This window comes from Nitrospira sp., from assembly GCA_015709715.1.
GTDB lineage: Bacteria > Nitrospirota > Nitrospiria > Nitrospirales > Nitrospiraceae > Nitrospira_A.
This window is the reverse complement of record CP054184.1, coordinates 409,724-424,522: the sequence shown is the minus strand read 5'-3', so window position 1 is coordinate 424,522 and position 14,799 is coordinate 409,724. Positions and strand designations below refer to the sequence as shown.

The 14,799-nt window shown below is 58.4% G+C and carries 11 protein-coding genes; all 11 read left to right on the top strand.

What is annotated here, in order from left to right; genetic code table 11:
* Positions 1-1,222 precede the first annotated feature (1,222 nt).
* Genes tssJ through tssG form a run of 11 tightly spaced genes read left to right on the top strand, consistent with a single transcriptional unit; the run spans position 1,223 to position 14,789 of the window.
* Positions 1,223-1,732, top strand: a complete 510-nt coding sequence (gene tssJ / locus HRU82_01980) for a type VI secretion system lipoprotein TssJ (protein QOJ33790.1) — start codon at positions 1,223-1,225, stop codon at positions 1,730-1,732.
* A gap of 15 nt (positions 1,733-1,747) precedes the next feature.
* Positions 1,748-3,082, top strand: coding sequence for a type VI secretion system baseplate subunit TssK (tssK, locus tag HRU82_01975; GenBank protein ID QOJ33789.1), 1,335 nt, complete (start codon positions 1,748-1,750; stop codon positions 3,080-3,082).
* 9 nt (positions 3,083-3,091) lie between these two features.
* Positions 3,092-3,799, top strand: a complete 708-nt coding sequence (locus HRU82_01970; GenBank protein QOJ33788.1) for a DotU family type IV/VI secretion system protein — start codon at positions 3,092-3,094, stop codon at positions 3,797-3,799.
* Positions 3,796-7,296 (top strand): type VI secretion system membrane subunit TssM, encoded by a 3,501-nt coding sequence (gene tssM / locus HRU82_01965; protein QOJ33787.1) that lies wholly within the window; start codon positions 3,796-3,798, stop codon positions 7,294-7,296. The genes HRU82_01970 and tssM overlap by 4 nt, the downstream gene beginning before the upstream one ends.
* A gap of 40 nt (positions 7,297-7,336) precedes the next feature.
* Positions 7,337-8,947, top strand: coding sequence for a type VI secretion system protein TssA (gene tssA, locus HRU82_01960; protein QOJ33786.1), 1,611 nt, complete (start codon positions 7,337-7,339; stop codon positions 8,945-8,947).
* Between the two features lie 51 nt (positions 8,948-8,998).
* The gene (gene tssB, locus HRU82_01955) at positions 8,999-9,496 is read left to right on the top strand and encodes a type VI secretion system contractile sheath small subunit (protein ID QOJ33785.1); all 498 of its coding nucleotides are present in this window, start codon (positions 8,999-9,001) and stop codon (positions 9,494-9,496) included.
* Between the two features lie 27 nt (positions 9,497-9,523).
* Positions 9,524-11,011 (top strand): type VI secretion system contractile sheath large subunit, encoded by a 1,488-nt coding sequence (gene tssC / locus HRU82_01950; GenBank protein ID QOJ33784.1) that lies wholly within the window; start codon positions 9,524-9,526, stop codon positions 11,009-11,011.
* Between the two features lie 18 nt (positions 11,012-11,029).
* A complete protein-coding gene (locus HRU82_01945; protein QOJ33783.1) occupies positions 11,030-11,515 on the top strand; it encodes an Hcp family type VI secretion system effector in 486 nt (161 codons plus the stop codon).
* Between the two features lie 17 nt (positions 11,516-11,532).
* On the top strand, positions 11,533-11,946 hold the full coding sequence (gene tssE, locus HRU82_01940) for a type VI secretion system baseplate subunit TssE (protein ID QOJ33782.1): 414 nt from the start codon (positions 11,533-11,535) through the stop codon (positions 11,944-11,946).
* 48 nt (positions 11,947-11,994) lie between these two features.
* Positions 11,995-13,767 (top strand): type VI secretion system baseplate subunit TssF, encoded by a 1,773-nt coding sequence (gene tssF / locus HRU82_01935; GenBank protein ID QOJ33781.1) that lies wholly within the window; start codon positions 11,995-11,997, stop codon positions 13,765-13,767.
* A complete protein-coding gene (gene tssG, locus HRU82_01930) occupies positions 13,731-14,789 on the top strand; it encodes a type VI secretion system baseplate subunit TssG (GenBank protein ID QOJ33780.1) in 1,059 nt (352 codons plus the stop codon). Before tssF ends, tssG begins: the two co-directional genes overlap by 37 nt.
* Positions 14,790-14,799 lie beyond the last annotated feature (10 nt).

Below are 14,799 nucleotides of genomic sequence, written 5' to 3'. Positions count from 1 at the left end.
TAAATCAATTTTATTCCGTGCCTGGATAGTCGGCTGGCCTGGACAACGGAAAGTCTGTCTGCTGATTGGATCTAGCGCGAGGTTCCGCGATGGTGATTTCGTTCCGTAACAAGCCGAAGCAGAGGGGCAGCGAATGCAAAAAAATGCGGATCTCCGCGTGGGCCAATGTGCACATACGATCTGACCAGACGGACAGACGTGCGAGAGTTCCCGGTGGTAGGTTTTCCCCCGTCCCCGTAATCTTGGCGATGGCGTTAGCGGTCGACGCTTGGAGGTGGCCGTGCGCCGTCCGCAATTTCCCGATGCCCTTCTTCTCCCCAGGCGTGGGCTTGGGTGGCTGTCGCGACAAGGTAACACGACTGTCCAAAGAATTCTCATCATCATTCCTATCAATGCATTGTGACTGTGCCTATGCTTCAGAAGAGATGACAATTCAACTTTCGGCACATCGGGTTATTGATCCTTTGGATATGCGGAAATCAGAACATGAGAACTTCTGCATAGTTATAGTAAGCGAGTTTATTTTTCGCCTTAGGTGCGGAAATCTCAATAGTAAGCGATTATGGTCTGCTGCACCAAAAATGAAAAGAGGTCAAAATTGCCTGAGTTTGTCGGGTGGGGGGTAACGACTTTATTTGTCTCCACACGTAGTAGTCGTAGGCGCCGGTGTCTAGCAGAAGGGCCGTGCTCTGGATGGAGCACGGCCCTTTTAATTTAAGGCACCTCACCAGGCTGGTGCTTGGCCAGTCCCCCAAGAATGTCTCGCCTGCCGTCTGTGTCGCACCGGCTCCTCCTCCGGATGCCGCTGCGTTACCATCGGCTAGACTAACTTCATCAAGATGCTCGTGTTTTTCGACAGGCAGTTCTGCTGATATTGGCAACAATTACGTAGACCACGCTGCTGCATACTGCTACAGGCCGCCCTTTGGATAGGTGCCATTCCAGACCCCTGCGGAATCATCTCCATACGTATAGGTGAGGGGATTTGCCCGCTTCCTCAAACCTGCCTTGATGTGAGTACCGTGGTACGGCATTGGCATGGATGCTTGTTCAGATCACTCCTGCCGATTCCGCATTCATCGGGTTGAGGTTGCAAGAGCCACATAATACATGGGGATGACGTGACGAAGCAGGAGCAATGCAGCGAGGTGTATCAAAAAGTCGAACTCCACGTATCCATTTCGATACGTTCGCAAACAGATGCAGGGAGGCAGATCCCAGCATGAGCAACGGCCAATCATGTAGCGATCGATGCCGTCTGGTTACATATGAGGGTGAACGTCCTACAGAGGAGGGCGGCTCGACTGGTCGGCGGCTGTTGCTCCTCGTCACCTGTCTGTTCCCGCTCTTCTTCGGCGCCTGTGGCTCGCTCAAACTGTCGGTGCAATCCGAAGTGCCGCATCGAGATGCGGAGGGGAAGCCATTACCGGTGGTCGTGCGGCTGTACCAGCTCAGTGACAAAGAGCGGTTTCAAAAGGGCGACTTCCTCTCGCTTGCGAGGAGCGACCATAAGGTGCTGGAAAAAGACATCCTCTGGAGGAAAGAAATCACGTTGTTTCCCAACTCCGAGTTGGTTCTCAAGGAAGAGCGCAAGAAGGGCGCGGAATACTTCGGCGTGATGGCGTTGTTTCGCGAAAAGGGGAAGGCATGGCGACAAGTGGTGGACCTCAATAAATTGTGGACCCTCTCGGTGAAGATCAAGATTCGAGAGCGAGAGATCATCGTCGATTGAGCGAAAGGCGCGTGTATGGGGCAGCCCGGCAAAGTCGTGTGGCATGAAGGCATGTTCCTGGCCCCGCACCACTTCCAGCAATGGGATCAGTATTACGGGCAGTTGCTGCAGGAGCGGCTTCGCGTGGTAAATCCTTTCGGGTGGGGGCTGATGGCCGTTCGGCTGGATGCCGACGATTTGGCAAACAATATCGTGCGCATTCTCGCGCTCAGAGGTGTCCTGCCGGATGGGACGGTGATCAGCGTTGCCGCCGGCGAGGAGAACGGGAGCCTGCTGGAGCCCCGCCCCATAGACCGCTATTTCCCCCCCTCCCTGGATCACTTGGATGTGTTCGTGGGAATTCCCGCCGAGCGAACCGATGGACCGAACTGTCTGCTCGACGAGACCGGCGGCAGGGCGCCTACCCGCTATGTTGCGGTCAGGGCCAGCGTCGCGGACCTTAATTCCGGAGAAAAACGAGAGATTCTCCTCGCGAGAGCCAACTTACGAATTCTGTTTTCGGGAGAAGATGCGGCCGGTTTTATTACGCTGAAAGTATTGGAGCTTGAAAGGGCTTCCGGTGGAGGCCTGGTGTTGCGAGACAAGTACCTCCCTCCTTGCCTCACCATCGGTGCCTCACCGTGGCTCATGCGCCTATTACGCAGTCTGCTGGAACTGCTGTCCGCCAAACGCAAGGCGTTGGTGGCCCAACAACTTGCGGCGAGCCCGGGAGGCATGGATCAGGCTCGGTGCTCGCGTCTGCATATCCTCAATGCCCATCTTCCTGTTGTGGCTCATTACATTCAGACAGGTCATGCTCACCCCGAAGGATTGTACCTGGTCTTGGCCAGACTGCTGGGCGAATTGAGCACGGTCTACCCGATGCTCGATCCGATGGAGGTCCCCCCATACGACCATTTCAACCTGTACTCCGTGTTTCGCGAGATGGACGCGAGAATCAGACAGGCATTGAAAGAAGAAGAGACGCGCACGGAGTCGATCCCACTTACGCAGCGCACAGAATTTATTTGGGAAGGGGCCGTGGCAGACGAACTCCTGCTCCAATCCGGCCATCTCTATCTCGTGGTTGCGGGAGGAGTCACGGATGAGCAGCTTCCCAAGTTCGTGAAGCAGATTCGCATCGCGGCGCCGGATGAGGTGGAGAGCATCGTGTCCGGCGCTGTCGAAGGGTTGGGGGTCACACATGTGGCGGCTCCTCCACCGACCATGGCGGTCAAGGCAGGGTACAGGTATTTCAGGTTGGAGGAGCAAGGGCCGCGCTGGGCAGCCATCTGTCGAGCGCGGGCGCTCGCCGTGTATGTGCCTCCGGCTTTGAAAGAGGCCAAGTTGGAACTCATCTGGACCAGATAGGTGTCGTCCATGCCTACCCCGGTGACGGAACGGAAGACGAATCTGATCACCCTCTTTAATGATCTCCTCGTGTTGGGGACATCCTTGCGGGTTGCCGCCGACTGCGGAGAGCCGAGGACACTGCGGTCTCAATTACTGGACCTCTTCTATCAGGTCAATCAGGCGGGGAATGAGCTTAGCCTGCCAAAAGAAACCATGAAGGCGGCGGGGTATGCCGTAGCCGCCTACCTGGATGAAATGATCATGATCTCGAACTGGCCCCAAAAACACCAATGGCCGGAGTTGAGCTTGCAGAGCGAACTCTTCGGCATCGACACGGCAGGGCAGGGGTTTTTTGACCAATTGGATGAGATCTGGAGTGCTCGTCCTCTGAATGCGGACCTGTTGGAGTTGTACTACCTCTGTTTGGCGTTGGGATTCGAAGGCAAATACAAGCTGCAAGGCAAAGATCAGCTCAAGGCCTTGGTGCAAGAAATGGGGCGCGACATCCAAGCGAAACGTGGAGAAGCGCCGCCCTTATCGCTCGGCGAAACAGTGACCGGCATCCCCGCGCCGGCGCGTCACGCGATCACCACCCCTTGGATTGCGGTGGCCGCGGGAACCCTGTTTGCGCTGGGCCTGTTTCTGATACTCATGCTGAACATCAACCGCCATGCCGATGCAGTCGCTGCACAACTCAAAGAGTTGGGCGAGAAAGTCGTCACGTTGAGCCGATGACACACATTAGCGACATCACGTTGCGGTTTCGGGAGTCTGCGAAGACCGGACTCGGCCAGGCCAGGTTGTACGTGCAGCGTCATCCGCGTCAGGCGGCATTCTGGTGCAGTCTGTTGCTGGTTGTGCTGGTGTTGACCTTCGGGGCGCTGATCGGCCTGGAGCGGTTTGAGACGCGGGCCTTCGCGGGCGTGGCCGTCCTGGTCGCGTATGGTCTCTATCAAACGATCAGCACCTATCGGGAAGAAAAGCGGGCGACGGGCCCGGACGTCTCGTTGAAGAGGCAGGCGCCGGATCAGGTAAGCCGAACCTCTTCCGAGCAACAGACACGGCTTGAAGGGCTCAGATCCGAGTTCGAACAAGCCATTCTGGAGCTTTCGCAATCGTCCTTCGGACAGAAGGCCCTTTCGGCGCTTCCTTGGTATCTCCTGGTCGGGCCTCCGGCTTCCGGTAAAAGCACCATGCTGTTGAACTCCGGCCTGCAAGTCATCGTCCCTCGAAAGGATGAGGCGGGAGGGAGTGGGACACTCGGGGCTCGGACCTGTGACTGGTGGTGTACGAATGAAGCCCTGTTCATCGACACGGCGGGGCACTGCGCTGTGGGAGGCGAGGCTCGCGGCGAATGGTTGGTTTTGCTGGAGTCGATTGCCGCCCACCGCCAGAAGACTGCCTTGAACGGCGTCATGGTCACGGTGAGCCTGCCGGACCTGTTCGCAGCAAGGGAGAAGGATGTTGATGTGCAGGCGAAGCAGATCCGCGCGCGGTTGGAAGAGATCATCCAACGACTCGGTGTGGTCTTCCCTGTCTATCTGGTATTCACGAAGTGCGACGTGTTGGGCGGGTTCGCCGAGTTTTTTGAGGATTTAGATCACGCCGGCCGCGAGGAGCAGGTGTGGGGCCATACCTTTCCCGCGGGAACGGCGTCCAGCGGGACGCCCCAGAAGCAGTTCGATGCTGCCTTCTCGGAATTGCTGCAAGCGATGTTGGTTCGGCGTCATGCCCGACTGCTGTCTGTGCTCGGCTCGAAGAAGGCGAGGGAAATCTTCTGCTTCCCATTGAACCTGGCCTTGGCCAAGCCGAATCTCACTCGTTTCGTCGATCTTCTGTTCCAGCCCGGCCAATTTCAGGACAGACCGCTGTTCAGAGGGTTTTATCTCACCAGCGCGACTCAAGAAGGGCCTTCGCTGGACGGTGTCATACAGCTTGTGAATCGTCGTGCCGGCCTCCAGGAACGAGGTGGGGCTCCGCCTATAGAACCACGGGAGAAGAGACCCTACTTCGTGAAACACCTGTTCAGCGGGATCGTCGTTCCGGATCAAGGACTTGCCCACCCTTCGATCGCGGTGCAGCGTCGCCTGCTGCTGAAGAAACGGGCGCTGGCTGCCGGGACGGCGGCGGCCGGTGTGGCGTTTGTCGGAGCCTCACTCTATTCCTTTTCCTTGAATCGAGACCTCCACAATCGGATCGAAGCCAGCGCCGGCCACGTGTACCAGGCGATTATCCGAGAGGCCAAACCCTTCGTGGAGGGGATACAAGACAGGGATTTCGAACAATTCCGGCAACAGATCGAGGTTCTTCAGACCGATCACGAAACGAGACCGCCCTTGGCGCGTCGCTGGGGCATGAACCGAGAAACGACTCTCTACCCGGTTGCGCGAGACCTCTATCTCGCGTTGTTCCACAAATTCTATCGAGACCAGACGCGCACGCATGTGGAAGAGACCCTGAGAGGATTCGCCGCCGACCCATCCCGCGCGCCACAGGCCCACGACAGCGACTTTTATTATTCCTACCTCAAGACCTACCTCATGCTGTCCTATACATCGGGGGCGACCGAGCTAGGTCATCTGGACCGGCCTTTCCTTGCCGACTGGCTCAGGCGGATCTGGCAGGACCTCCTACCGGTCCGGTATGGCCAGAAGGCTGCGACCGCCGATGCGAAAAACACGATCGATCGGCAGATCGACCTCTACAGTCGCGTGTTGCAGCCGGACCAGGTCCCCTTCCCACGAGATCTCGGTTTGGTCTCGGCGACAAGAGCGGCGTTGCAACAATCGCCCTACCCCGAACGGATCTACGCTCGCATCCAGCGCGAAGTAATGCAGCAATATAAACCGGTCCCTGTGACGCTGGCTTCCCTCCTGCAGGGGCAAAAGACCAGCCTGCTCGAAAGCAGCGACGAGATTCCCGGGTTTTTTACGCCTCAATTCGACAACGGTTTGTTCCGCAAGGTCATGGATCGGATCTTGGACCGGGCCTATGCGGATTCGTGGGTCCTCGATGTGCCCAAAGATTCGCGCGCAGAGGTCGAAAGACGTATCCACACGTTGTATCGCGAAGACTATATCCGCCGGTGGCTGCAGTTTCTTGCCGCCGTGAAACTGCGTGCCGTGAGCACGCGGGAAGAGACGATCACGCTTCTGCAAGGGTTGACGCAGGAGAACTCCGTCCTCGTCGCGCTCCTGAAGGCGGTGGACGACCATACGTCGTTCAGCAAACTGTCGGACTTCGTTTGCGATGTCAGCAAGGGGTGGATTCACGGCAGTGCCTCGCCGCATCCCGTCGCGGAAGCCTTTCATTCCCTGCATGAATTCGTCGTGTCCTGCCCGGAAAACCAGGGGGCGCCGTTGAAACAGTATATGCAGGAGTTGCAACAGTTACGGGATGCCTTAAGCCGAAGCGTGGAGGGGGGCATGCCTTCCTCCGAGCAACTGCAGGCCGAACATCGCCTGGCGGCCATCACAGGCCGTCTCGATCAAAGGATTCGATCCTCAGCGGAACAGCTTCTCCTGCAGCCGATCCACATGGTCGATGTGGAAAAGAGGCAGGAACTCAGCCGAGATTGTGCCCAGGCGATCGGCAGTCTGTATCCATTCCGTCCAGACAGCGCGGATGAAGTGACGATTCCCAACTTGATCGATTTCTTCAATCCTCAAAGCGGGAGGTTGCTGGCGTTTTACAAGTCGAACGTCAGTCCGGTCTCCGCAGAGGAAATCGCGAAGACGGGGGCCTCTTCCGATACCGTCCCCGGAACCGCTCTCCAGCAGGTGAAGGCCATTTCGGACGCCCTGTTCCCCTCCGGCAGTCCGGAGCCAAACGTTCCCTTCGAGCTGAAGCCCAATGCGACCGGCGGAGTGGGTTTGAGTGAAATTCGCCTGATGATCGAGGGGCAAGAACTGACGTATCAAATGGGCCCGGAATTCTACTCGCCGTTCCACTGGACCGGCCGTTCGGACGAACGCGGAGCGCTGCTGCAGATCGCAGTCGGCACCGATGAAGCGCAGCGCAAGAGTTACACGAAACAGTATGAGGGGCGGTGGGGGCTGTTCAGGATGCTGCAGGAAGGTCGCCCTGTTCCGATCAGCCCGACGGAATACCGGTTGTCCTGGAAATTCTCGGTCGGCATGAAGGAGCCGGTGGTCATCCGGTTTGATCTGAAGGCGGAGCATGTGAAACATCCCTTCGCCCCGGGCTTCTTTGCGAAGTTCAAATGCCCCTAACGGAAGCCACGGGTGAGGGGAGCGAAAGGCGAACGACGACATGGTGACCGACTTAACCATGGAGTGGCAGGCCATCGGAGCCAAACCCATTCGCGCCGATGCACCTGCCGGCAGCCCTGTCCGGGACGATGCCGACTTTCTCTCCATGCAGGATGAGATCCAAAAGCTGGAGTCTCTATCCCACGAACCGGTGAACTGGAAGCAGGTTGTGGCGGGGGGGCGGATCGTCCTGGCCGACAAATCGAAAGATCTTTTGGCGGCTGCCTATGTCTGTCTCGGCTTATTGCATGAAGAAGGGATTCCAGGGCTCGCGGCCGGACTGGCTTGCTTGCGAGACATGCTGGCCCGGTACTGGGATTCACTCTTTCCGGAAGCCAAGCGAGTGCAGAAGCGAATGGATGTGCTGGTCTGGTTGGAGGGCAGACTCGAAACGGCCTTTGTCGAGAGAGGGCTCTCGTCTCACGATCTCGACGCGTTGCGGACCTGCGAAGAACTCCTGCGTACGCTTGAGATGCTGCTCGTCGAGAAGGCGGCGGACAAGGCCCCCGGTTTTGCGGGACTGCGGAATGAAATCGCACGGCAGATCGAACAGCTGGGGCAGCCCGAACCGAAGCCGGAAGGCAAGGGCCAAGAGATTCAAGGAGCGGCCGGGCCACCGACCACCTCCGGTGGGCCGCGCTCCATCACTACGGCGGAAGATTGTCGCAATGCATTGCGTGAAGCCGGAGACCTTATCCGGCGCGCCGCTCTGTTCGCAAGGGCCCAAGACTCTTCGTCGCCGTGGCCCTATCGCTTGGTGCGGGCCACCATGTGGGCGACGCTTCAGATGCCGTCACCACTCGACGATGGCTTGTCGCGCATACCTCCGCCCACCCCTCATGTCGTCCACCGATACCAAGAGCTGTATGAGAAGGGGTTATGGGCTCAACTCGTGGAACAGGTCGAGTCGCAATGTCCCGAGACCCCGTTCTGGCTCGATCCCCATCGGATGGCTGCCCGCGCGTTGGGCCAACTCGGAGCGTCGTACCGGCAGGCGAAAACAGCGGTGGAGGACGAGGTCAGAACCTTGATCGAGCGACTGCCGGAACTCGCGGGCTGCCGATTTTCCGACGACATGCCCTTCGCAAACGAAGAGACCAGGCTATGGATCGAGGCACTGCGGGACACCACTGCCGAGGCAACGGGATCCGGGAAAGGAGACAACGGCAAACTTGGTCGAGCGGGCGACCGGCTTGACGACTTGTGCGGGCAAGCCGCAACGTTGGCGGAGCAAGGCCGGCTGAAAGAAGCGATCGCACTGTTGCAGAACGAATCAGCCGGCTCCTGCTCGGAACGAGAGCGGTTTCTGTTGAGACTGGATGCGGCCAAGCTCTGTCTACGCGCCGGGCATCCGAAAATTGCGCTGTCGCAACTGGAAGGCCTCGAGGAGGCCATCGTACGGTTTGCCCTCGATGCCTGGGAACCGACCTTGTCGGTCGATGTGTGGAAGACGATGTGGCAGGTCCTCCAGCAGTTGCTGAAGGACTCAAGGCCACCCTCGGAGGAATGGGCCAATCGGGCCGAGGCGGTTCACCGTCGCATCTGTCGGGTGGACATGCTCTCGGGCTTGGATATGGAAGGCAAGCACCAATCGGCACGAGTCGAACGATAGCGTCAACCAGCGAGTCCTCCTCGCGAGGATTCACACAGGAAGGAGCGAGCCATGGCAGGTGGCAAAGAGGGGTCGGTGGCACCGGAAGAGAGAGTCAATATCGTCTTCAAACCGGCCACGGAGGGAGCCCAGGAAGAAAAAGAACTGCCCTTGAAAATGGTGTTCATGGGTGATTTCACGTTGAAGCCGGACGACACGCCGCTGGAGGACAGAAAGAAGATTCGAGTCGACAAGAGCAATTTCGACGAGGTGATGCGGAGTCTGAATCTGGAGCTGTCGATGACGGTGCCGAATCGGCTTTCCGGCAAAGAGGGAGAGGATCTTCCGGTCGCCATTCGCATCAGCGGCTTGAAGGATTTCAGCCCCGACTCGATCGCGCAACAGGTTCCGGAACTCAATAAGCTGCTGGAGCTGCGGGCGGCATTGCAGTCGTTGAAGGGGCCCCTCGGCAATGTGCCGGCCTTCAAGAAAAAGATCGACAGCTTGCTCAGTGACGTGGAGGCGCGTGAGCGCTTGATCAAAGAATTGGGCGCGGGAGAATCGCGATAGTCCATTTATGCCGGAGGAGGACAGGCCATGGCGGAGACACAGGAGACCCCATCCACCAAAACACCGGTCGCAGAAGCCGAATCCAGCTTGATCGAGCAGATGTTGGAGTCCATCGATATCCGACCGCAAGAAGAAGCCTATTCTCCGGCCAGACGGGGCCTTGAGGAGATCGTACGGGCCCTCCTGGTGCCGGAGCGGAAGGATATGAAGGTCAACCAGGCCATGGTCGTCGACATGATCGCCGAGATGGACAGAAAACTCAGCGCACAGGTGGACGCCATCCTGCATCACGCGACGTTTCAGAAGTTGGAATCCGCGTGGCGCGGGCTGAAGCTGGCCGTGGAGCGGACCGAGTTTCGAGAAAACATCCAGTTCGAGATCTTGAACGTGTCGAAAGAAGAATTACTGACCGATTTTTTGGAGGCGCCGGATGTCACAAAGTCCAGCCTGTACAAACATCTGTACACGGCTGAGTTCGGTCAGTTCGGCGGCAACCCTATCGGCGCGATGGTCGCCAATTACGAATTCGGCCCGGGCCCGCAGGACGTCAAGCTGCTGCAGTATGTCGCCAGTGTGGCCACGATGGCGCATGCTCCGTTTCTTGCGGCGGCCGGACCGAAGTTCTTCGGCATGGAGAGTTTTCTCCGCCTGCCGAACCTCAGAGACTTGAAGACACATTTTGAAGGCCCGCAGTACATCAAATGGAACGCCTTCCGCGATTCCGAGGATGCCCGATCCGTCGGTCTCTGCTTGCCGCGGTTTTTGCTGCGGCTGCCCTACAGTCAGGAGGCGAATCCGGCGAAGGTCTTCAATTACACCGAATCGCTCAGCAACGGCCACGAGAGTTACCTCTGGGGCAATACGGCCTTCGCATTCGCCACGCGTCTGACCGACAGTTTCGCCAAGTCCCGCTGGTACACCAACATCATCGGTCCGATCAGCGGCGGGACGGTGGAGAACCTGCCGGTGCATCTGTTCGAGTCGATGGGCGGGATCGAGACGAAGATACCGACGGAAATCCTGATTTCCGGCGAGCGCGAGAAGGAATTGGCCGATGCGGGCTTCATCGCCTTGACCATGCGGAAGGGCTCGGACAACGCCTGCTTTTTTTCCGCCAACTCCTGCCAACGTGCCAAGACTTTCGGCCAGAGTGCGGAGGGCAAGGTGGCGGAGGCGAACTATCGATTGGGCACTCAGTTGCCCTACCTCTTCATCGTCAACCGGTTGGCCCATTACCTCAAGGTGCTGCAAACCGAACAACTCGGCAGCACGAAGGACCGGGCGGATCTGGAACGGGAACTCAATACCTGGATCAGCCAGTACGTGTCCGCGCAGGATGTCGTCACGGCGGAAGTGCGGCGTCGGCGTCCACTCCGGGATGCTCAGGTGACGGTCAGCGATGTGGAGGGAAATCCCGGTTGGTATCGGGTCGATCTGAAAGTGGTGCCGCACATCAAATATATGGGCGCCTTTTTCACGTTGTCCCTGGTCGGTCGGCTCGATAAGAAGAAATAGGAAAAGGAGGAGCGCACTATGCCGATTCCAGCCTACTTGGAAATTGAAGGAGAAAAACAAGGCAAGATCGAAGGGTCATGTCAGCAGAAGGGACGGGAGGGAACGATTCTCGTCCAGGCCTTCGACCATAAGGTCTACATTCCCTCCGACCCACAAACGGGGCTTGCGGCAGGAAAGCGTGTCCACGGCGCGGCCACGATCACGAAGGAGGTGGATAAGGCCTCGCCCCTTTTGTATCAGGCGCTCTGTACCGGAGAACATTTGAAGACCATCACGATCAAATGGTACCGCATCGCGAAAGACGGGACGGAGGAACATTATTTCACGACTCAGTTCGAGGATGGGATTGTCATCGAGATGCATCCCTATATGCCGAATTGCCTCGATAAAGCATTTGTGCAATTGGGTCATATGGAGGAGGTGTCCTTCAGGTACCGAAAGGCCATCTGGCGGCATGAGGTGGACAAGAAGGAAGGGCAAGATGACTGGAATGTGCCGGTTTAGGTGCAGCCGGAGGAAATATGGGGCGAGAAGGTCGTTTGTTGGAACGACTGGGGGATGAGCGGCCGGCAGGTTCGAAGACGCTCAGGGACAATCCTCACCTGCTGGCCGAGTCGATTCTTCGGCATTTGAGGAAAATGCTGAATACCAGGCCGGATCAGGTCTTGATTCAGCCCGAATATGGGATGCCGGATCTCACGGAGTTGGTGCAGGACCAGGCAGCGGCGGTGGAGGAGGTGCAGGCTGCGATCCTGCGAACCATTACTCGGTTCGAACCCAGGCTGCGCGATGTCTCGGTCACACACGTGCCTTCGGAACCGGGGCAGCCGATCCTGCGGTTCGAAATCGCCGGGGCACTCATGAGCGAGAGGGAACCACACGTGGAATTTCGGACGGAGATCAGTCCGGCGGGACGGGTCGAGATCGTTGAGTGAGCCGCATACCTGCAGGCGTTTCGTGGGGCCATGCCAGAGGTGAGGGTCGTGACGTTCAATCGATACTATAAGGACGAGCTCGAGTTCCTTCGGCAGATGGGCCGTGAGTTCGCCGAAGCGCATCCCAAAGAGGCGCACTTGTTGGCCGACGTCGGGAGTGACCCGGACGTCGAACGATTGCTCGAGGGCGTCGCGTTTCTCACGGGTCGGATCAGGCAGAAACTGGACGACGAATTCCCCGAACTGATCCATGGGGTCATGAATCTGTTGTGGCCGCATTACCTGCGTCCCGTCCCCGCCATGAGTCTGCTGGAATTTTCACCGATTCCAGGCGCGGTCACCGAGCGCAAACGTATTCCGGCCATGGAGACCGAAGTGGAATCCGGCAAGATCGAGGGGACGGGGTGCCGCTTTCGGACCACCGCCGAAGTGGACCTCTATCCCTTTCAACTCGAACAGGTGTCCCTGGAGGCGGCCAGCGGCGGCCATTCCGCGCTCCGCCTTCGATTCACCCTTCTGCCGGGGGCCACATTGGCGCAGGCGCAGGTCGGGCGGCTCCGACTGTACTTAGTTGGGGAGCCTGCCTACACCCTCTACTATTGGCTCTGTCGCCACGTGAGCAAGATCAGGCTGCGCCTGCTCGCACAGGGGCGTCCCGTGGAAGAAATCGGGCTGACGGACTGTCAGATCCAGCCCTTCGGCTTCTCCAGGGAAGAGGCGTTGCTGCCCTACCCCAAGACGGCCTTCGACGGATATCGCTTGCTCCAGGAATATCTGACCTTTCCTCAGAAGTTTCTTGCCGTGGATCTGTCCGACCTTCAGCCGTTATCCCGGCGAGCCTCCGCCGCGACGTTCGAGATCCTCATCCTGTTCACGAAAGCGCCACCGGCGTCATTGCGAGTGTCCAAAGAGCATGTCCGGTTGTTCTGTACCCCGATCGTCAATCTATTCAAGTCGGATTCCCAGCCGATCCAGATCAGCCATGAACGGACCGAATACCTCGTCCGCCCGTCGGCTGCCCAGGCCATGCAGGATGAAATCTTTTCGGTCGACGGCGCGAACGGACATCTACGTGGAACGGGGGAGGAATTGCATTACGAGCCCTTCTACTCATTTCGCCACGGTTATGGCAAATCCACTGCCACGGTCTATTACCAAACGCACCTTCGGCAATCCGTGGTGAGCAAAGGCGGAGCCGAGACCTATGTGTCGTTTGTGAATGCGGACGAGATTCCGGTCCGTGGCGTGGAAGTCCCGACCGAGATCGTGACGTTCAATTTGACCTGCACCAATCGAGATGTGGCCGGGAAACTTCGCGTCGGAGACATTCAGGTGCCGACGGACAGTTCGCCGGGATTCGCGCAATTCAAGAACATTACCCGCGTGTCTGCCCCCTGTCGGGCGCCGGTCGGTGGGGATCTCCATTGGCGCCTGCTGTCTCATCTCTCATTGAATTACCTCTCCCTGACCAGTGTGGAGGCGCTGCGTGGGCTGGTGGATCTTTATAATTTCGCGGCGCGCCAGGATGAGCAAGCGAGACGCGCCCAGGCCAGATTGTTGGAAGGTATTGTGGATGTCCAGAGCCGAGGGAAGGATCATCTCTTCCACGGCGTTCCGATCCGTGGGACGGAAGTTACCCTCTCGCTGAAACAAGACCACTTCGCCGGGGAGGGGGACATGTTCTTATTTGCAAGCGTGCTCTCCGAGTTTTTTGCGCTCTACGCCTCGGTGAACTCGTTTACCCAATTGGTCGTGAACGAAATCGAGCAGGGAGAACAGTATTCATGGCCGAGCAGGATCGGACAACAGATCATCCTCTGATCGCGGATCTGCTTCGGAGGGCGCAGGACTACTCCTTCTTCCAATTGGTCACGCTCGTGGAGCGGCTCTGCCGTCCCAGGGCGGCGGTCGGCGGTGAAGGGTCGGCCGAGGGGGAGGCCCTTCGGTTTCGACCGGAGCTTTCCTTCGCGTTTCCTGTCTCTGATATCGCCGGTCTGGAGAAGACCGGAACGCAGCCGCCGCGGTTCCGTGTGACTACGACATTTTTGGGACTCTACGGGACCACCTCGCCGTTGCCGCCCTTCTACACCGAAGATCTCATCGCTCAAGAGGAGGGTGAGGAGGTAGTTCGCTCCTTCCTGGATCTGTTTCACCACCGGTTGCTGTCATTGTTCTACCGCTCCTGGGTCAAATACCGTTACCACATCCAATTCGAACCGTCCGGCGAAGATCCCTTTTCACAGCGCATGTTGGCCTTCCTCGGCTTGGGTGCGAAGGAGGTGGCGGAAAAGACCGGGCTGCCCGTCAGCCGGCTTCTTCGGTATGCGGGGTTGTTCAGTCAGCGGCCGAGGTCGGCGTCGGCGCTGGAGGGGGTCTTGAGCGATTTTTTCAATGGGATTGAAGTGCGGATCACCCAATGCACCGGCCGATGGGTGGCGATTCCCGCGGAACAACAGTCGACGCTGGGCGGGCAGAACTGCGTGCTGGGACGGGATTGTGCGCTCGGGAACCGAGTCATCAACCGGCAATCCAGCTTTCGCCTCACGATGGGTCCCATGAGTCACGACACCTTCGTGAGCCTGCTGCCAGGCAGCAAGGGGATGGAAATCGTGCAGGCGTTGGCTCGGTTGTTCGTGCAAGATCGATTCGATGCGGACCTGGAACTGCTCATGCCCGAGGAGGGGATTCCGACCTTTCGGCTGCTGTCCACGGAAGGCGATGGGCCACGAAGCCGTCTCGGGCAAACGAGTTGGTTGCCGGCGCGATCAAGCAATGGCGGGTCGCGGAGAGTCCTGTTTCAGTTTTCCCCGGCTGGGGCAAAGGGGCCTTCGCTCGACCAATAAAAAGGAGTGG